The organism is Pseudomonas sp. S10E 269, assembly GCF_002798465.1.
Taxonomy (GTDB): domain Bacteria; phylum Pseudomonadota; class Gammaproteobacteria; order Pseudomonadales; family Pseudomonadaceae; genus Aquipseudomonas; species Aquipseudomonas pergaminensis.
Window position 1 is genome coordinate 1,316,268 of the sequence record NZ_PHIJ01000001.1, and the last position, 18,274, is coordinate 1,334,541.

At 62.9% G+C, this 18,274-nt stretch carries 12 protein-coding genes and 1 pseudogene; 3 read left to right on the forward strand and 10 right to left on the reverse strand.

Annotation, left to right across the window (positions count from 1 at the left end; genetic code table 11):
• Positions 1-85: 85 nt before the first annotated feature.
• Complete coding sequence (locus CWC48_RS06200; protein ID WP_099494026.1) at positions 86-2,611, forward strand: sulfite reductase flavoprotein subunit alpha; 2,526 nt, start codon at positions 86-88, stop codon at positions 2,609-2,611.
• A gap of 53 nt (positions 2,612-2,664) precedes the next feature.
• Here CWC48_RS06200 and CWC48_RS06205 read toward each other — a convergent pair whose 3' ends face one another.
• From CWC48_RS06205 to ptsP, 4 genes are all read right to left on the reverse strand, one after another.
• Positions 2,665-4,206: an alkaline phosphatase gene (locus CWC48_RS06205; protein ID WP_100491501.1), complete on the reverse strand. Its 1,542-nt coding sequence runs from the start codon at positions 4,204-4,206 to the stop codon at positions 2,665-2,667.
• Positions 4,207-4,309: 103 nt separating this feature from the next.
• Complete coding sequence (locus CWC48_RS06210) at positions 4,310-6,016, reverse strand: PTS fructose-like transporter subunit IIB (RefSeq protein ID WP_100491502.1); 1,707 nt, start codon at positions 6,014-6,016, stop codon at positions 4,310-4,312.
• Between the two features lie 11 nt (positions 6,017-6,027).
• Positions 6,028-6,948 carry a 1-phosphofructokinase gene (gene pfkB, locus CWC48_RS06215; protein WP_100491503.1) on the reverse strand — a complete coding sequence of 307 codons (921 nt, stop codon included), beginning with the start codon at positions 6,946-6,948 and terminating at the stop codon, positions 6,028-6,030.
• Complete coding sequence (gene ptsP / locus CWC48_RS06220; protein ID WP_100491504.1) at positions 6,949-9,807, reverse strand: phosphoenolpyruvate--protein phosphotransferase; 2,859 nt, start codon at positions 9,805-9,807, stop codon at positions 6,949-6,951.
• Positions 9,808-10,100: 293 nt separating this feature from the next.
• Here ptsP and cra point away from each other — a divergent pair, with 293 nt between their 5' ends.
• Together cra and CWC48_RS06230 are read left to right on the forward strand one after the other, a co-directional pair.
• Entirely contained in the window at positions 10,101-11,096 is a 996-nt protein-coding gene (gene cra, locus CWC48_RS06225; RefSeq protein ID WP_078046836.1) for a catabolite repressor/activator, read from the forward strand.
• Positions 11,097-11,098: 2 nt separating this feature from the next.
• Positions 11,099-11,878 carry a TatD family hydrolase gene (locus CWC48_RS06230; RefSeq protein ID WP_099494021.1) on the forward strand — a complete coding sequence of 260 codons (780 nt, stop codon included), beginning with the start codon at positions 11,099-11,101 and terminating at the stop codon, positions 11,876-11,878.
• Here the strand turns inward: CWC48_RS06230 and CWC48_RS06235 are convergent.
• The 6 genes and pseudogenes from CWC48_RS06235 to CWC48_RS06255 form a co-directional block, all read right to left on the reverse strand.
• Positions 11,822-12,253 carry a hypothetical protein gene (locus tag CWC48_RS06235; protein WP_100491505.1) on the reverse strand — a complete coding sequence of 144 codons (432 nt, stop codon included), beginning with the start codon at positions 12,251-12,253 and terminating at the stop codon, positions 11,822-11,824. The two genes, CWC48_RS06230 and CWC48_RS06235, sit on opposite strands and share 57 nt — an antisense overlap.
• Before the next feature lie 126 nt (positions 12,254-12,379).
• Positions 12,380-13,309: a methyl-accepting chemotaxis protein gene (locus tag CWC48_RS30790; RefSeq protein ID WP_371857067.1), complete on the reverse strand. Its 930-nt coding sequence runs from the start codon at positions 13,307-13,309 to the stop codon at positions 12,380-12,382.
• A pseudogene (locus tag CWC48_RS30795) lies at positions 13,286-14,377 on the reverse strand (methyl-accepting chemotaxis protein); the annotation flags it as partial. The gene CWC48_RS30790 and the pseudogene CWC48_RS30795, both read right to left, overlap by 24 nt.
• A gap of 270 nt (positions 14,378-14,647) precedes the next feature.
• Positions 14,648-15,484 carry a regulatory signaling modulator protein AmpE gene (ampE, locus tag CWC48_RS06245; protein ID WP_078046832.1) on the reverse strand — a complete coding sequence of 279 codons (837 nt, stop codon included), beginning with the start codon at positions 15,482-15,484 and terminating at the stop codon, positions 14,648-14,650.
• Positions 15,481-16,044 (reverse strand): 1,6-anhydro-N-acetylmuramyl-L-alanine amidase AmpD, encoded by a 564-nt coding sequence (ampD, locus tag CWC48_RS06250; protein WP_078046831.1) that lies wholly within the window; start codon positions 16,042-16,044, stop codon positions 15,481-15,483. The genes ampE and ampD overlap by 4 nt, the downstream gene beginning before the upstream one ends.
• Before the next feature lie 61 nt (positions 16,045-16,105).
• Positions 16,106-18,256 (reverse strand): DUF1631 domain-containing protein, encoded by a 2,151-nt coding sequence (locus CWC48_RS06255; RefSeq protein ID WP_100491507.1) that lies wholly within the window; start codon positions 18,254-18,256, stop codon positions 16,106-16,108.
• Positions 18,257-18,274: the final 18 nt, after the last annotated feature.

Sequence of the window (18,274 nt, forward strand, 5' to 3'; positions counted from 1 at the left end):
TGCGTGTAAAACAGAAAGTTTCTCGAAAAGCCACGGCATAATGCGCGCCGTGCCCTACATATCCAGATAGACGAGGCGGTCAGACGTGTTGAAGAAAACCCTGTTCCAGTTGCACTGGTTCTTCGGCATTACCGCCGGGCTGGTGCTGGCCTTGATGGGGATCACCGGGGCTGCGGTCTCGTTTCAGGATGAAATACTGCGCGCGCTCAACCCGAGCGTATTGACCGTGCAAAAACGCGACGCCGGCGTACTGCCGCCCGCCGAGCTGGTGCGCAAGCTGGAGGCCACCGAAGGCCAGACCGTGGCCATGCTGTTCGTCGAGAGCGAAAGCGGCAACGCTGCACGCGTGTTCTTCACCCCGCCGCCCGGCGAGCGCCGTGGCCAGTTGCGCTATTTCGATCCCTACACCGGCGACTACATGGGCGACGTGGTCGGCCAGGACGTCTTCGGTTTCCTGCTGCAATTTCACCGTTTCCTGGTGATGGGCGATACCGGGCGCAACATCACCGGTGCCTGCACGCTGATCCTGGTGTTCTTCTGCCTCTCCGGCCTGTACCTGCGCTGGCCGCGCCAAGTGGCGAGCTGGCGGGCCTGGCTGACGCTGGACTGGCGCAAGAAAGGCCGTGCCTTCAACTGGGACCTGCACTCGGTAGTCGGCACCTGGTGCCTGCTGGCCTACCTGTTGTCGGCGCTGACCGGTTTGTATTGGTCCTACGACTGGTACAGCCAGGGCCTGACCAAACTGCTGTCCGACGCCCCGCACAACGAACGGGTGCGCAAGCGCGGCCCGGCACCCGAGGGTGCGGCGCCCGTGGCCAACTACGACGCGATCTGGAGCAGTATCTACAGCAACGCCGGCCCCGGCTTGAACGCCTACAACATCCGCATGCCCGCCGTCGCGGGGCAACCGGCAACCGTCTACTACCTGCTGGAAAACTCGCCCCATGACCGCGCACTCAACCAGATCAACCTGGACCCGGCCACCGGAGAGGTCAAATCCCACGACCAGTATGCGAACAAGAGCCTTGGTTCCAAACTGCTGACCAGCGTCTACGCACTGCACACCGGCAGTTATTTCGGCCTGGTGGGGCGGATTATCCTCACGCTCAGCTCGGTGTTGATGCCGCTGTTCTTTATCACCGGCTGGTTGCTGTACCTGGATCGCCGGCGCAAAAAGCGCCAGGTGCGTGATGCGCGCAAAGGCCTCACAACCAACCACAGCGATGCGCCAGCGTGGCTGATCGGCTTTGCCAGCCAGAGCGGATTTGCCGAGCAGCTTGCCTGGCAAACGGCTGGGCAATTGCAGGCGGCTGGCCTGCCGGTGAAGGTGCAACCCCTGGGCAGCGTCAGCCAGGATGACCTGCGCCAGTCGGAAAACGCGCTGTTCGTGGTCAGCACCTTCGGCGACGGCGAAGCCCCCGACAGCGCCCGGGGGTTCGAACGCAGCGTGCTCGGCCAGGACCTGTCCCTCAAGGGCCTGAACTATTCGGTGCTGGCCCTGGGTGATCGTCAATACGAACACTTCTGCGGCTTCGCGCGGCGCCTGCATTTCTGGCTCACCCATCAGGGTGGCAATGCATTGTTCGCCCCGGTGGAAGTCGACAGCGGCGACACCAGCGCCCTGCTGCACTGGCAACAACAGCTTGGCCAACTCACCGGCCAAGCGGCGGTCAGCGCCTGGCCAACCGCCCAGTATGAAAACTGGACACTCAGCCAGCGCACCCTGCTCAACCGCGACAGCGCCGGCTCGGATGTCTATTTGCTTGGCCTCACCTCGCCGTCGCCCCAACGCTGGCAAGCCGGCGACCTGGTGGAAGTGTTGCCACGCAATTGCCCCTGGGCCATCGAACATTTCCTCGAAGGCCTGGGCCTGGCCGGCAGTGACGGCGTATTGATCGAAGGCCTCGCGCAATCCCTCAACCAGGCCCTGGCTACCCGCCAACTGCCGGACAACCGCGCGCATCTGGTCGGCCTGCACGCCCAGGCACTGGTCAACGCGCTGGTGCCTTTGGGCATGCGCGAATACTCCATCGCCTCGATTGCCAGCGATGGCGTACTCGAATTGATCGTGCGCCAGGAGCGCCACCCCGATGGCAGCCTGGGGCTGGCGAGCGGCTGGCTCACCGAGCATGCTACCGTCGGTTCAAGCATCAGCCTGCGCCTGCGCCGCAACAGTGGTTTCCACCTGCCGGAGGCCCCCGTGCCTCTGATCCTGCTGGGCAACGGCACCGGCCTGGCCGGCCTGCGCAGTTTGCTCAAGGCGCGTATTGCCGATGGCCAGCAGCGCAACTGGTTGCTGTTCGGCGAACGTAATATCCAGCACGACTTCCTGTGCCAGGACGAGCTGCAAGGCTGGCTGGCCAGTGGTGACCTGGCGTTGCTGGACCTGGCGTTTTCCCGCGATCAGGAAGAGAAAATCTACGTGCAGGATCGCCTGCGTGAATCGGCGGATGTACTGCGCAAGTGGCTGTCGGAAGGCGCGGCGATTTATGTGTGCGGGAGTTTGCAGGGCATGGCGGCTGGGGTGGACCAGGCGCTGGTGGACATACTCGGCAGAGAGGCGGTGGATCGGCTGATCGAGCAAGGGCGTTATCGCCGCGATGTCTACTGACCTCCCCCGTCCCCTGTAGGCGCCGGCTTGCCGGCGCCTACAGGGGACGGGGTTTAGGCGGGTTGTAGCGTTTGCTCGAATACCGAGACGCCATCCAGGTCGCGCAGAATGACCGTCAACTCCGCTGTCTGCGCATCGATCTGCACTTCGCCAAAAAACTGAAAACCCGCGAACGGCGAGGTGTTCTGTGCCGGCGGAGCCTTCTCGAATACCACTTCGGGGCCAAAGGTTTTATCCAGCGGGTTGGGCCCGAAACTCCCCGCATTCAACGGCCCGGCGACAAACTCCCAGAACGGTTCGAAATCCTGGAACGCTGCGCGATCCGGGTGATAGTGGTGCGCTGCGCAGTAATGCACGTCGGCCGTCAGCCACACATGGTTGCGCACCTTCTGCGCCCTTAAAAAGCCCAGCAACTCGGCAATTTCCAGCTCGCGCCCTTGCGGCGCACCCGGATCGTTGTTGGCGATGGCTTCCCAACGCGCCACACCGGGGCTGACCTCACCGTCGGGCACGCCGAGGCCGATGGGCATGTCGGCGGCGATCACCTTCCACTGTGCCTGAGACGCCTTGAGTTCACGCTTGAGCCAATCCAACTGCTCGCGGCCAAAGAAAGGTTTTTCAGCGCCCAGGTTGTCATCGTTGGGCCCGCGATAGCTGCGCATGTCCAGCACGAACACATCCAGCAGTGGACCGTAGCTGAGCTTGCGATAAATCCGCCCGCCGCCGTCGGCGCTCTGCCGGCGCATCGGTGAATATTCCAGCCAAGCCTGGCGCGCACGGCCCACCAAGGTGTTGATGTCCTTTGTCTGGTAACGCTCGTCCAGTTGCTTGCTCGGCGACCAGTTGTTCACCACTTCGTGGTCGTCCCATTGCCAGATCTGCGGCACCTCGGCGTTGAAGCGACGCACGTTTTCATCCATCAGGTTGTAACGGTAATTGCCGCGATATTCATCCAGGGTCTCGGCGACTTTGCTCTTGGCTTCGGTGGTGATATTGCGCCAGATGCGCCCGCCTTCGGTGGTCAGTTGCGCCGGCACCGGGCCGTCGGCGTAGATGGTGTCGCCGCTGTGGATAAAGAAGTCCGGCAGGCGCAGGCGCATGGCTTCGTAGATGCGCATGCCGCCGATGTCCGGGTTGATGCCGAAGCCCTGTCCAACGGTGTCGCCGCTCCACACAAAACGGATGTCGCGGCGCTGTTGCGGCACGCTGCGCAGGTGGCCGAACCAGGGTTCACTGGCGACGCCGGTCTGGGCATCTTCGAAGTGCACGCGATAGAAAATCGCCTGGTCGGCGGGCAGTCCGGTGAGTTCGACGCGTGCGGTGAGGTCGGTACGATTGTCGGCCAGGGGCGAGATGAACCGGCGCGGGTTGCTGAAGACGCTGCGGGTGTCCCACTCCACCACCATGCGGGCTGGGCGGTCGCTGCGGCTCCAGATCATGGCGCGATCGCCGAGCAGGTCGCCGGACTGCACGCCGTCGGTGAGTTGCGGCCGGTCCTTGACCGACGCGATCACTGCCGGGGCCAGGCCCGGCAACAACAGGCCGGCGCCGACGGCTTGCATCACGCGGCGGCGGCCGAGATCGAAGTGGCTCATGCAGGTGCCCTCTTGAGTATCAAAAGGGAAACTTAACCACGTCGGGATGAAAGCCAGATGACACCCATTCCCTGTAGGAGCCGGCTTGCCGGCTCCTACAGGGTCAGGCAGGGGCGACGGCCAGCTCTTGCGCTTCGGGGCGTTTGATCAGCGCGTACACCAACCCCGTCAGCAGGCTACCGGCAACGATTGCCAGCAAATACAGCAACGCATGGTTCATCGCATTCGGGATCACCAGCACCGCCAGCCCGCCGTGGGGCGCTGCCAGTTTGCAACCAAAGTACATCGACAAGGCACCGGCCAACGCGCCACCGGCGATGCTGGCCGGGATCACGCGCAGCGGATCTTTGGCCGCAAAGGGAATCGCACCTTCGGAAATGAACACCATCCCGAGAATGATCGCCGCCTTGCCAGCTTCCCGCTCCGTCTGGGCGAACTTGCGGCGCGCCAGGAATGTGGCGATGCCCATGCCGATGGGCGGCACCATGCCCGCGGCCATCACCGCGGCTATCGGCGCGCCACTGTGCTCGGCGAGCATGCCGACCGAGAACGCGTAGGCGGCCTTGTTGATCGGCCCGCCAAGGTCGACGCACATCATGCCGCCCAACAGAACGCCCAGCAGCACGGCGTTGGCGGTGCCCATGGTGTTGAGGAATCCCGTCAGGCCCACCAGCATCCGCGCCACCGGCTGCCCGACCAGATAGATCATCGCAAGGCCGGTGAACAGGCTCGCCAGCAACGGGATGATCAGGATCGGTTTGAGCGCATCCAGGCTCTGCGGCAGTTGCACCGCACGGCTGATCAACTTGACGCAGTAGCCGGCGAGGAAACCGGCGAATATCCCGCCGATGAAGCCTGCACCCAGGGTCGTCGCCAGCAGCCCGCCAATCATGCCGGGGGCCAGGGCGGGACGGTCGGCAATGGAGTAGGCGATATAGCCCGCCAGCAGCGGCACCATCAACATGAAGGCCTGGTTACCCACCGTTTTCAACGCGGCGGCAAGGGTGCCTTGCTCTTCAAACGCCGTGATGCCGAACATGAATGACAAGGCGGTCAACAATCCACCCGCCACCACCATCGGCAACATGAACGACACCCCGGTGAGCAGGTGTTTGTAGACGCCGGTTTTTTCCTTCTTGGCCACGGTACCGCTGGCCGCGCTTTCCACCGCGCCTTCAGCAAGGGCTTTGTTAAGGGTGGCTTCGGATTGCTTGAGGGCAATGCCGGTGCCGCAACGGTAGATCTTCTTGCCGGCGAAGCGCTCGGTGGCGACTTCAATATCGGCGGCCAGCAACACCACGTCTGCATCAGCGATGGCCTGCGAGCTCAAGGGTGTACGGGCACCGACCGAGCCTTGGGTCTCGACCTGCAAGTCGTAGCCCAGACGCTTGGCGGTCTGCTGCAAGGCCTCGGCCGCCATGAAGGTGTGGGCGACGCCCGTCGGGCAAGCGGTGATCGCAACAATACGCGGCGCTTTTTTGGCCGCGTGTTCGGTGGCGACATGCACCTGCGCCTCTTCGGCGCCGCGCCGCAATACGGCGTCGACATCTGCCAGGGCCTGGGCCGGTGTGCTCTGGAACACACGCTTGCCGACAAACCGCTGCATATCCACCGGGGTGCTGCTGACCAGCAACACCCATTCGGCGTCGTCGATCGTGGCTTGGGACAACTGGCGTTCCGGGCGCTGCACATCCACCACTTCAACGCTGGTGCTCCAGCCCTGACGCTGCGCGGCGGCGTCCAACAAGCGAGCGCACAGCACACTGGTGACCATGCCGTTCGGGCAGGCGGTAACAATGGCTAACTTCATCACAAACCCTCTTATTGTTCTGTCAGCGTGCGCACTTGGACGCCGCTTTCGAGGCGCGCCAACCGCGCGTGATCGCTGATGCCGAAACCGATCTGCGTCACCGCCATCGCAGCAATTGCCGTGGCTCGGCGCAAGGTTTGATCCGGCGTATCACCCGTGAGCAGACCGTGGAGCATCCCGGCCAGTAGCGAGTCGCCGGCGCCGACGGTGCTGGCGACCGCGACCTTGGGCGGTGTGGCGTGCAGCGATGCGCCTGGGCTGTACCAGCTCACGCCGGCGGCGCCGTCGGAAACCACCACGTGTTCCACACCTTGTTGATGCAACTGGCTGATGGCATCCGGGGCATTACCCAGCGCATCGGCCAGTTCTTCGGTATTGGGTTTGACCAGCCACGGGCCGGCTTTCAAACCGGCGCGCAGCGCTTCGCCGCTGGTGTCCAGGGCGACTTTCAAGCCCAGGCCCTTGATTTTCTCCAGCAAACCCTGGAACCACTGAGGGCTGATACCACGCGGCAAGCTGCCAGCCACCACCACCGCATCGAATTCAGGGCCGACGATGGCGATGAGTTTGAGCAGTGCGTTCTGCGCCTCTTCACTCACCAACGGCCCAGGCGCATTGATGTCGGTGACCCGGCCATCCTGCTCGGCAATCTTGATATTGCTGCGTGTTTCGCCCGGCACGCGAATGAACGCATTGCCAAATCCACGGAGGGCAATCAGCGCGTCGAACGCCTGGGGGTTTTCTTCACCGAGAAACCCGCCCACGCTCACCTGATGGCCCAGATCGGCCAACACCTGAGCCACATTCACGCCCTTGCCGGCGGCATGGGTCAGCAGGGTTTCGCTGCGATTGACTTCACCCGGCTCCAGGCGCGCCAGGCGTACCGTCAGGTCCAACGCCGGGTTCAGCGTCAGGGTCAGAATCCTTGCCATCTACACGGCCTCCACTAGGGCACGCACTTCGGCGGGCGAGCCCACCGCCAGTGCTTGTTGCGCCAGGCCCTGGGCCTCGCTCAGACTGAATTCGCGTACACGCGCCTTCACTTCGGGAATGCTGCGAGCCGACACACTCAGCTCATCAACGCCCAGGCCGATCAGCACCGGCACGGCCAACGGGTCCGCTGCCAGCTCGCCGCACACGCCGACCCATTTGCCATGGGCATGGGCGGCGCGCACGGTGATGTCGATCAATTGCAACACCGCCGGGTGCAGGCCATCGGCCTGGGCCGACAGCGTCGGGTGACCACGGTCGATGGCCAGGGTGTACTGGGTCAGGTCATTGGTGCCGACGCTGAAGAAGTCCACCTCCTTGGCCAGCACCGGCGCGAGCAATGCCGCCGACGGCACCTCGATCATGATGCCCAGTTGCAGGTCCGCCACCGGGATTTCCAGGCGCAGACGCTCGGTCATGTCGCGGGCGGCACGCCATTCGTCAACACTGCCGACCATGGGAAACATGATGCGCAGCGGGCGATTATCCGCCGAACGCAGCAGCGCCCGCAGTTGCGCTTCCATGATCTGTGGGCGCTGCAAGGTGAGACGAATGCCGCGCACACCAAGGAATGGGTTTTCTTCTTCGGCGATCGGCCAGTACGGCAGCGGTTTGTCGCCGCCCACATCGAGCGTGCGCACCACCAGCGGACGACCGGCGAGGCCATCGAGGACGCGACGGTATTCGGCCTCCTGGGTGGCCTCGTCCGGCGCTTGCGGGTGGGCCATGAAAATCAGTTCGGTGCGCAGCAAGCCAATGCCTTCGGCGCCCTGCTCCACCGCGCTGGCCACGCCTGCGCTTTCGCCGATATTGGCAAACACTTCCACGGCGTGACCGTCGCGGGTCAGCGCCGGTTCATGGCGTTGCGCCGAGGCCGCTTGCAGGCGCTGTTCGCGGGTGTCGCGCTCGACCGTGGCGCGTTGCAGCGTGGCGGTGTCGGCGTCCACATGCAGGCGGCCGCGCTGGCCGTCGAGCAACAACGGCGTACCGGAAGCCAACAGCAACACCGCCGGGCCGGCGCCGACCAATGCAGGGATACCAAGGGCGCGGGCGACAATGGCGCTATGGGCCGTCGCGCCGCCACGGGCGGTAAGGATGCCGGCGACGCGCGCCGGATCAAGCCGCGCAACGTCGGACGGGCCGACTTCGTCCATCACCAGAATGTAGGGTTCGCTCGGCTCCTGGGCAGTTTCAACGCCGCACAGTTGCGCCAGCACGCGACGGCCGATATCCCGCAGGTCGGCGGCACGCTCGGCGAGCAGGGCGTCTTGCAGCGACTCCTGCTGCTTGGCGGCCGCTTCGATCACACTCATCCACGCCGCTTCAGCGCTTTCGCCTTGCTTGAGACGGGTGTCGACTTCGTCGGTGAGTTCCGGGTCGTCGAGCATTTCCTGGTGGGTGATGAAAATCTCGCGGATCGCCTTGGATTGGCTGCGCTCGATCAGGCCCTGGATGTCGCGGCGCACCTCGGCCAGGGCGCTGTGCAGGCGCTGGCGCTCGATGGCCGAGGACTCGCCGCGCAGCGGGTAATCGAAGGTTTGCTGAACCTGAATATGCGCAGGGCCGATGGCGATGCCTGGCGCGGCGGCGATGGCCTGGATCTGGCTGCCGGCCAATGGCGCGCTGATCACCGGTTCGATATCGAGGGCTTCGGGCTGGGCGCTCAGGGTCGGCAGTGGCTCGACGTCTTCGCCGAGGCCTTCTTCCACCGCCGCCAACAGCGCGGGCAGTGCGTCGCCAGCAATGCTCGGCTCGGCGACAAATTCCAGCACCTGGCCGCGCCGCGCGCCGAGGCTCAGCAGCTTGCTCAGGCTTTTCACCGACACCGCGCCTACCGGGCCATCGACGATGCGCACGCGGATATCGCCATCAAAACTTTTCGCCAACTGCGCGAGGATCTTCGCCGGCCGCGCATGCAGACCGTGGGCGTTGGCCAGGGTGATGCGCACGCTGGGCCAATCGGGCGGCAGTTCGCCGCCGAGCACTTCGAGCACGGCGCGGCTGCTGGTGGCGCGGCCAAGTTCCTGGCCGCGCCCTTCGATCAGCAAGGCGCACAAGCGTTCGAGCAGGGTCTGGTGGGCTTCACCAAGGCTGGCCAGGCAGAACAGGCCATGGAGCGGTTGGCCGAGGTAGCGCATGGGTTTGTCCGGGGTAACAAACGCCAGGCCCGGGCGCTTGACGGTCTGCTCGCTGTGCAGCCACCACAGGCCGTCACCGAGGGGCAGCGCATCCACCTGCTGCAACACGGCGGCGAAACCATTGCTCACACAATCGGCCTGACGCAACAGGCGTGCGCCGCGCCATACCAGTTCTTCAAAGTCGTCGGCGGACACGCCCAGGCTGATCATCTGCGCATCCAGCGCTAGTTCCTGCGGTGCGCCCTGCAACAGTTTCAGCAAGGCTTCGGCGGTGCCGGCGCGGCGCAGTGCCTGGCCCAGGTCGGTTTCGCCAAGGGCGCGGGTGAGCAGTTGCAACAGGCGCAGGTGCTCGTCGGACTTGGCCGCAATGCCGATGGCCAGGTACACGATCTGGCCGTCGCCCCAGTCCACCCCTTCGGGGAACTGCAGCAGGCGCACACCGGTGGAAAACACCTGGTCGCGGGTTTCGGGGGTGCCGTGGGGAATGGCAATACCTTGGCCGAGAAAGGTCGAGCCTTGGGCTTCACGGGCTTGCAAACCGCTGAGATAACCCTCGGCGACCAGGCCGTCGGCCACCAGTTTGTCAGCGAGCAGGTGCAAGGCAGCAGATTTGTCCACAGCCACCTGGCCCATGGAAATCTGCTCTACAGTGAGCTCAAGCATGCCGTTCTCCTAGTTAGTGCAAGGGCGCACTAGGTATTGTTTTAAACAAACAGTGTAAGGGGTGTTCACGATTAACTGACTGAGCAGTCAATTGGCAGTAGCCACTCAGTCGCGAACGTCTTAAAAATACGCTGGCTGAAACGTTTAATCTAGAATTTATGGAAGACTACGCGTTAATTGCGCTTCATTGAAGAACCACTCGGCACTTGAGCTGAGACATTGGTCGGGTGCTGGAATCGGTTACGATTGGACAAAATGTCGGGGCAAGCTTCAGAAAACAAGGAAATCCCGGTTTGAAACTCAGTGATATCGCACGTCTCGCCGGTGTGTCCGTGACCACCGCCAGCTACGTCATCAATGGCAAGGCCGAACAGCAACGCATCAGCAACGCCACCGTTGAACGGGTGCGTGCTGTGGTCGAAGCCCATGGCTTTACCCCAAACCCACAGGCCGCCGGGCTGCGCAGTCGGCACACGCGCACCTTGGGCTTTATCCTGCCGGACCTGGAAAACCCCAGTTACGCGCGCATCGCCAAGCTCCTGGAGCAAGGCGCACGGGCGCGCGGCTACCAGTTGCTGATCGCCAGCTCCGACGACGACGCCGACAGCGAGCGCCAATTGCTGCAACTGTTTCGCGCCCGCCGTTGTGATGCGCTGTTTGTCGCCAGTTGCCTGCCGGCCAGCGATGACAGTTACCGCGAGCTACAAGCCAAGGGCCTGCCGGTGATTGCCATCGACCGGGTGATGGGCTCGGACCAGTTTTGCTCGGTGGTCAGCGACGACCGCCAGGCCTGCCAGCAACTGACCAGCAGCCTGTTGCAACCGTTGCCCAAGCAGATCGTGCTGATCGGCGCACGGCCCGAGCTGAGCATCAGTCAGGAACGTGCCGCGGGTTTCCGTGAGGCCCTCGAAGGGTTCACCGGCGAAGTGATCATCGAACATGCTGAAGCCTTCAGCCGCGACTGTGGCCGACAGTTGATGGAGCAACTTCTGCAACAACTGGGGCATTTGCCTGACGCGCTGGTGACCACCTCCTACGTGCTGCTGCAAGGCGTGTTCGATGCCTTGCATGACTTCCCGCTCAAGTCACGACCGCTGCGCCTGGGCACCTTTGGTGATACGCAGTTGCTGGATTTCCTGCCGCTGCCGGTCAATGCCATGGCCCAGCAGCACCAGTTGATCGCCGATACCGCCCTGCGCCTGGCGCTGGCCGCGATCGAAGAAGAACAGTATCAACCCGGCGTGCATGCCATCGGTCGAACCTTCAAGCAGCGTATTCACGAGGCGTGAGCGTGGAGCTGATCGACACCCACACCCACCTGGACTTCCCGGATTTCGACAGCGACCGCCGGGACGTCCTCGCAAACAGCCGCACACTGGGCGTGCGGCGCATGGTGGTGTTGGGCGTGTATCAGCAGAATTGGCAGCGCCTGTGGGACCTGGTGCAGGCAGACGAAGGTTTGTTCGCTGCCTTTGGCCTGCACCCGGTGTACCTCGATGAGCATCGCCCCGCCGACCTCACGGAATTGGGCGACTGGTTGACGCGCCTGCATGGCCACCGACAACTGTGCGCGGTCGGCGAGATCGGCCTGGATTACTTCCTCGAACAACTGGACCGCGACCGCCAGCAAAGCCTGTTTGAAGCCCAACTCAAGCTGGCGGTCGACTTCCAATTACCAGCGTTGCTGCATGTACGTCGCAGCCACGCCGCAGTGATCGCCACCCTCAAGCGCATCCGTGTGCCGCATGGCGGCATCATCCATGCGTTTGCCGGTAGCCGCGAAGAAGCCCGTGAGTACATCAAGCTCGGTTTCAAGCTGGGCTTGGGCGGCGCCGCCACTTGGCCCCAGGCCCTGCGCATGCACAAGGTGCTAGCACAACTGCCGCTCGACGCGGTGGTGCTGGAAACCGACTCTCCCGATATGGCGCCCGCCATGTACCCCGGTCAACGCAACAGCCCGGAACACCTGCCGGACATTTGCGCTGCCCTCGCCGAGCGCATGGGCACCACCCCCCTATTGCTGGCTGAGGCGAGCACACGCAATGCGTGCGAGCTGTTCAATTGGCAGTGACGGCGTAGCCAGTTGCAGGTCCAGGGTTATGCGCTGGCGATACCGGGCGTATCGCAACACCAGGAAATGCACCAGCACCACCACCAGCGAAATGTTGAACTGGCCGATCACACTGATCATCCCTACCCACTCGGTCACCAATGCCACGATCAGCACCATGCAGGTCAGCACTACCATGCTCGGCTGTACCAGCGCCCAATGGTCCAGGGATCTGAACTGGCGCAACTGCCGAGGACAGTTCAACTGGAGAATCCACTGGCAATACGGGCAATCGAATGGCTCCTCAATGGCGATGGCATTCACTTGCCAAGGCTTGAGATTGAAGGTGATGTCGCAATGAGCGCAGTGCCCCTTGATGCCGATTACAGCGTTCATCGCTGTGCCTCCTCTAAGCGTGAAATCGAGTGAAACAATTTTCACCCATTCAGGGACCCAGAAAAGAGACGCCGCGAAATCAGGACGGGCACCACGCCAGCAAACGATAAATCCTACAACTAGATCTCACACGCGAAACGCACCGATCAATTGCTTCAACTCGATCACCTGCATCGACAACTGCCGGCTCGCTGCCTCGGTCTGATGCGCACCTTCGGCGGCATGTTCGCCGGCACGATTGATTGCAACGATGTTCTGGTCAATGTCGTGGGCGACAGCGGTCTGTTGCTCCACGGCAGCGGCAATCTGCTGGTTCTGGTCGACGATCATTCCTACGGCGCCGAGGATATTTTCCAGGGCCTGCTGGACCTTTTCCGACTGACCCACGGTGCCATTGGCCATTTCATGACTACTGCCCATGGCCTTGACTGCCGCTGCCACGCCGCCGTGCAAGCGGCTGATCATCTGTTCGATTTCTTCTGTGGAGTGCTGGGTGCGCCGGGCCAAGGTGCGCACCTCATCGGCCACCACCGCAAACCCCCGCCCCTGCTCACCGGCCCGCGCCGCCTCGATGGCGGCGTTGAGCGCCAGCAAGTTGGTTTGCTCGGCGATGCTTTTGATCACCTCCAACACACTGCTGATGGACTGGCTGTCGGTGGCCAACTGGTTGATCACCCGCACCGACTGATCGATCTCCGAGGCCAGCCGCGCAATGCTGCCCTGCTGGGACTGCACCAGGCCACGGCCGCTGACGGTTTCATCGTTGACACTGTGGGCACTGCTGACGGCAGCCGCCGCGCTGCGGGCAACCTCCTGGGCAGTCGACGACATCTGGTTCATGGCCGTCGCCACCTGCTCGATCTGGGTGCGCTGGCCCGACACCGCCTGGTTGCTCCGGGCCGAGACCGTTTCGACCTGCCCAGCCTGCAACTCGACTTGGCTGACGGTATGCCCGACGCGCTCGATCAGGTCATGGATCTTCGCCACGGTGCCGTTGAACACCTGGCCCAGGTCACCCAGCTCGTCGCGGCTATGGGCAACAAAGGTGACGGTCATGTCGCCGGCCGCCACTTTGTCCATCATCGCGCCCAGGCGGCGCAGCGTGGTGCGCGTGGAGGCGTAGAACCCGGCGTACAGATAGAAGATCAGCAAAAACACCGCTGTCAGGGCCGAGACCAGCACCACCATGTGCGTACGATGCTGCGCCAAGCGTTGCTCCAGCTGCTGGCCGAGGAACGTCAGGGTGGCGTCATCGAGCTGGTAAGTCTGGGCCATCAACCGGCTGACGCTGTCGTAGAAACCCTGCCACGGCGCGTCAAGGGTTTCGGCCATCACCACCTGCTCCTCAAACAACTCGCTGCCCTGCTTGAGGCTGGCGTTGCTGGCCTTGGCCAGGCTGTCGAGCGCTGTGTGAGCAGCGTTGCTGGAGCCCAGCGCATCCTGCAACTTCAGGCCATATTCGGCCTGGAGTTTTTCCAACTGCTGCAACAGTTCGTCAAAACGTGTGCTGGACGACGAATTGAGAAAGCCCTGCCCCAGGGAATACGCGCCCATCGCCCGGCCTTCGCCAAGGGTCTGGGTGACGTGCGGCGTGACACTGGTGATCAGTTCGCTGAGCTGTCGCAGGTCGCTCTGGGGGTCGCGGCTCAAGCCGGATTGGCTGGCAATGATCTGGCTGAGCATCTGCGCCTTGTTGAGCAACTTGCCGATCAGCGCACTTTTGCTCAGCAGCGACGTTTCCTGTTGCTGGGCCTTGAAAGCAGCGATCAACTCGTCGCGCTTGGCGTCAAAAGCAGCGATTTGCTCGGGCTCGGTGGCCATGGCGTCGAGGCCTTGCAGGCGGTTCAGCACGCTTTGTTCCAGGGCACTGATCTTGCCCTCAAGGTCGCCGGCCTTGCCGGACTGGCCGAGGGTGGCATTGATCTGCACTTGGTTATTGAGCGTTTCCAGGTCGCGACGCAGGGCCAGGCTGCTGCCGAGCAAGTCGAGGCTTTGCAGTTCTACGCGCGTGCCCTGGAATTCACGCCATGAATCACGCACCAGGTAATAGTTGGTCGCGAGCATGGGCAGCAGGAATAACAAGCTGATCAAGCTGAACTTCATGCCGAAGCTCAGGCGATTCATCAGCGCGACGGCGGGATAGAGCAAGCTCTTCACAGGTGAACTCCCTTTCTTTTATTTTTATTGAGGCGCAGGGCGGCAGTTAGCCAGCATCTGTATAGCTCAATTTGACAGGGAGTTTTGTAACTTAAGGTTAACGACAGGAAGGGCGCGGCAAAAACAAATGTGGGAGCGGGCTTGCTCGCGAATGCAGTGTGTCAGTCAAAGACTCATCGACTGATATACCGCATTCGCGAGCAAGCCCGCTCCCACATTTTTTGACCTTGTTCGCAGTCAGGGCAGCACGGTCCAGATCGCAAACCCGGCATACCACAGCACCGCCGCGCGCAGCAGCAGTTCCCAGAGCCGGTCGAGGCTATTGATGCCGTCGGGGCCTACCGCCGGCGGCGGGATTTCGGCGGCAACCAGGCCGACTTTCTCCACCAACTCGGCGGCACTGATGTCCCAACTCAACAGTTCATGCAGCATCACACGACCAACCGCGACGAAGTTGCCCACCAAGGCAAAGCTGGCAGCCAGCAAGCGTACCGGCAGCCAGTCAAACGCGTGGCGCAATTGGCCCGCACGCTCGGCCACCAGTGGGTTCTTGCTGTGTTCACTGGCCAGTGCGAGCAGGCGATAAGCCAGCGCGGCAACCGGGCCCAGCAGGAAGTACCAGAAAATCACCGCGAAAAAGCTCTGGTAGGCCTGCCACAACAAATGACCCTGCACGCGCTCCAGCAATTGCTCGCCACTCTCGGCGCTCAGGCTCAGGTCACGTTCGGCCACATGTTCGGCGGCCTGCAGGTCGCCCCGCCGCCAGGCATCCCGAAACGGACCGAGCCCGGCGAGCAGGTCACCGCGGCCCAGGCTGTAGATGACGATCAACAGGTGCACCGGCAGCGCCAGCAATCCGTAGGCCACCGGCTCCAGCACCAGCAGCAACAACGCCAGCAAGGCCACCGGCAACAACACCAGCAAGGTCAGAATCAGCCAAGGCTGCTTGCCCATGCGCGGGCTCGATTCCAGCTTGGCCAGTTCGCGCAGCCAACCGCCATCACGTTGCAAACGCTGGCGCAGGGCCGAGAACTTCTCGATCCATACGGCCAGCACCAACACCAGGAAACTCATCGTGCTTGTCCTCCATGCTGCAGGGCGCTGCGAAAGCGCGCCCAATCAAAAGCGGGGCCAGGATCGGTCTTGCGTCCCGGCGCGATATCGCTGTGACCACAAATGCGCTGGGGCGTGATACCTGGGTAAGCCGCCAGCAGTTGGCGGGTCAGATCGGTCAGGGACGCATATTGGGCATCCGTGAACGGCTGATCATCCGTGCCCTCCAGCTCTACCCCCAGGGAAAAGTCATTGCAGGTGTCCCGCCCCTCGAACTGCGAGATCCCGGCATGCCAGGCCCGATCAAGACAGGACACAAACTGCGTCACCGCGCCATCGCGTTCAATCAGAAAATGCGCAGACACCCGTAGGTCGGCAATCCCTTCAAAGTAGGGATGCTCCGTGACATCCAGGCGATTCTGGAAAAATTCCTGCACTTTGCCCGTGGCAAACTGCGCCGGTGGCAGGCTGATGTTATGCACCACCAACAGTGAGATTTCGCCTGCGGGGCGCTCGTTGAAGTTGGGCGAAGGGCAATGGCGGATGCCCTCGCACCAACCGCTGGCGGGGTCCAACTGCATACAGGTTCCTTGAACGAGACAAAGTGTGACCAGTATGCCGCGTTCGACCCTCCGGTTGCGATCACTTGCCGCGATTGAGTTGACGCAGCTCGCCCACCACCGCGGCCAGCGCGCGCTCGAACAGCGGTCCGTCATCCAGGGTATGCAGCGCACCACGCTTGAACGCCAAAGCCAGTTGGCCGGCGCTCTTCTCCAAGACTTTGAGCCCCGTGCGACTGGTGAACACATAGGCATTGGCCGGCGCCATGATCGCCGTCAGCTTGCACCGCAGCGTATGGGCGTCGCCTTCCTGGAAGACCACCCAACTGCCCACCTTGAGTTGATGAGCCTTGAGCAGGTCGGGGTCGTTGTCCGGCAGGTCGATGATGGCGTCCGGTGACGCCGCGCTCAGTACAAACGGCACGCGCACCTCGCCCCACTCATCGACGCCTTCAGGTGCCTGGACATGCAGGGCCTGCAAGCGCACAAAGAATTCGCGCGTGCTGAAGGGGTCGAACGCGGCGCTGGTCAGACCGTCGCGCAACGCCTTGAGCAGGCCCGGCAGTTGCTCCAGCAAATGGCGCCCGGCCTCGGTGTCTTGCTGCAGACCCACACTCCAGATCAACTCATCCATGGTGCGCAGCGCCGCCTGCCACTGCACAGACTGCTCGCCGTGCTTGAGACTGGCCAGCAACAGCACCTGGCTCCAGGCTTGCTGCAGGAACTGCACGACCGGACGTGGCAGGACCTTGCCCAGCAATCGCTTATTCATGACATCCGCCACACGCTGGCGAACAACTTCGGTGCGCACGCGCCCGGCTTCGGCATCTCGGGTGTGTTGTTCAAGCAACTCACTGCGACGCCGCTCATCGGCGGTAAACGCGCTGAACTCGGCGAGCAACTGGGAAAAAATCGCCGGGTCTTCGACAAACTCGTTGAGCAGGCGCTGCACGACCTGCTCGATGCGCAGGTAGAGGTGGTCGCGCTGGTAGTCTTCGCTGGGGCTGCTGCCCAGGGCAGCGGCCGCGATTTCGTTGAGCAGGCGCCGCGCCGGGTGGCTGGCGTGACTGAAAAAGCTCTTGTCCAGCAACGCCACTTTGAGCATTGGGATCTGCAAGCGACCGATCAGGGCCTTGAAGGCATCCGGCACGGCGCGGTCGTTAAGGATGAACTCGAACAGCAGCGCGACCAGATTGATCACGTCTTCGTCCGCGCCCTCCACCACCCGCGACTTGCCACTCTTGACGCTAAGGCGGGTGAGCAACTGTTCAAGCTGGCTACGCAGGTCGAAGTCGTCTTCGGCCTCGGGCTCCGGCACGTACTGCTGCAAGTGAGAGAGCAGGCGCAGCAGGTCACGGGTGGAAATGGGCAACGGCTCGGCGCTGGCCTCGAGCGTCGGCGCCACGCTGCCACGCACCGCCGTAAGCAGCTGTTGGAGCGCAGCGAACGCTTCCTGGCCATTTTCGTCTACGGGCAGGTCGGCAGCCGGCAAGCTTGCTGCTTGCGCATGTTCACGGTCCGCACGCCCTTCAGGGCGGCGGGACGGTATGGCCTTGAGTTCGGGTAATACGCCCGTTGCCACCAGCAGTTGATTGGCTTCGCCGTAGAGTTGGTCGGCATCGCTGAGCACGTATTTTTCAAACAGCTTGAGCATGATCAGTTTGACGCGGATCTCCACGCCCAGACTGCGCCCCGCCCGCAGGAAAAACTCACAGAGCAGCGCAGGTCCCAGGGGGTTCTCACGATCGTCCAGGCGGTTGCCGAGCAACACGCTCAAACGCGCCGTGAGTTGCGCCAGGGCCAGACCGTCGCGGTGCCGCACCCGGCCCAGCATGGCGTCCAGCGCCACCGCTTTTTCGAGGTCATCCTTGGATGAACCCGGTGCGGCCTCGTAGGACACCACCGGCACCAGCTGCAACTCGCCCCGCCCCGCATGGCCCAGGCTGGCGAAGGCTTCGAACAGACGCTCCATGAACACGCGTTCGAAATTCTTGCGCTTGAGGCGCAGGTCGCGCATGGCTTCAAAGAAAATATGGTGGTCCAAGTTGTTGCGCGCCTTGTCGGCCATCTCGAACAACGTGTCGTCAGCGTTATCGAATAGGTCCTGCAACCCTTGCTGCAACTGTTGCGCCGCTTTATCGCGGACCTGCAGCAACACCACCGGCAGTCGGGCGAGTGGCGATGGCGTGGCTTGTGCCCGATTGATTGGCACCACCTTTCCGTCATTGTGCATCCTGGCCTCCTGAAACGG

Bases quoted from the DNA above. Each gene is read 5' to 3' on its own strand.
- CWC48_RS06235 (WP_100491505.1), bottom strand. From the start codon at position 12,253: ATGAACGCTGTAATCGGCATCAAGGGGCACTGCGCTCATTGCGACATC.
- ampE (WP_078046832.1), bottom strand. From the start codon at position 15,484: ATGAGTTTCCTGGTGTTGGTGCTGGCCGTATGGATCGAGAAGTTCTCG.
- ptsP (WP_100491504.1), bottom strand. From the start codon at position 9,807: ATGCTTGAGCTCACTGTAGAGCAGATTTCCATGGGCCAGGTGGCTGTG.
- CWC48_RS30790 (WP_371857067.1), bottom strand. From the start codon at position 13,309: ATGACCGTCACCTTTGTTGCCCATAGCCGCGACGAGCTGGGTGACCTG.
- ampD (WP_078046831.1), bottom strand. From the start codon at position 16,044: ATGCAGTTGGACCCCGCCAGCGGTTGGTGCGAGGGCATCCGCCATTGC.
- CWC48_RS06255 (WP_100491507.1), bottom strand. From the start codon at position 18,256: ATGCACAATGACGGAAAGGTGGTGCCAATCAATCGGGCACAAGCCACG.
- CWC48_RS06205 (WP_100491501.1), bottom strand. From the start codon at position 4,206: ATGAGCCACTTCGATCTCGGCCGCCGCCGCGTGATGCAAGCCGTCGGC.
- CWC48_RS06210 (WP_100491502.1), bottom strand. From the start codon at position 6,016: ATGAAGTTAGCCATTGTTACCGCCTGCCCGAACGGCATGGTCACCAGT.
- pfkB (WP_100491503.1), bottom strand. From the start codon at position 6,948: ATGGCAAGGATTCTGACCCTGACGCTGAACCCGGCGTTGGACCTGACG.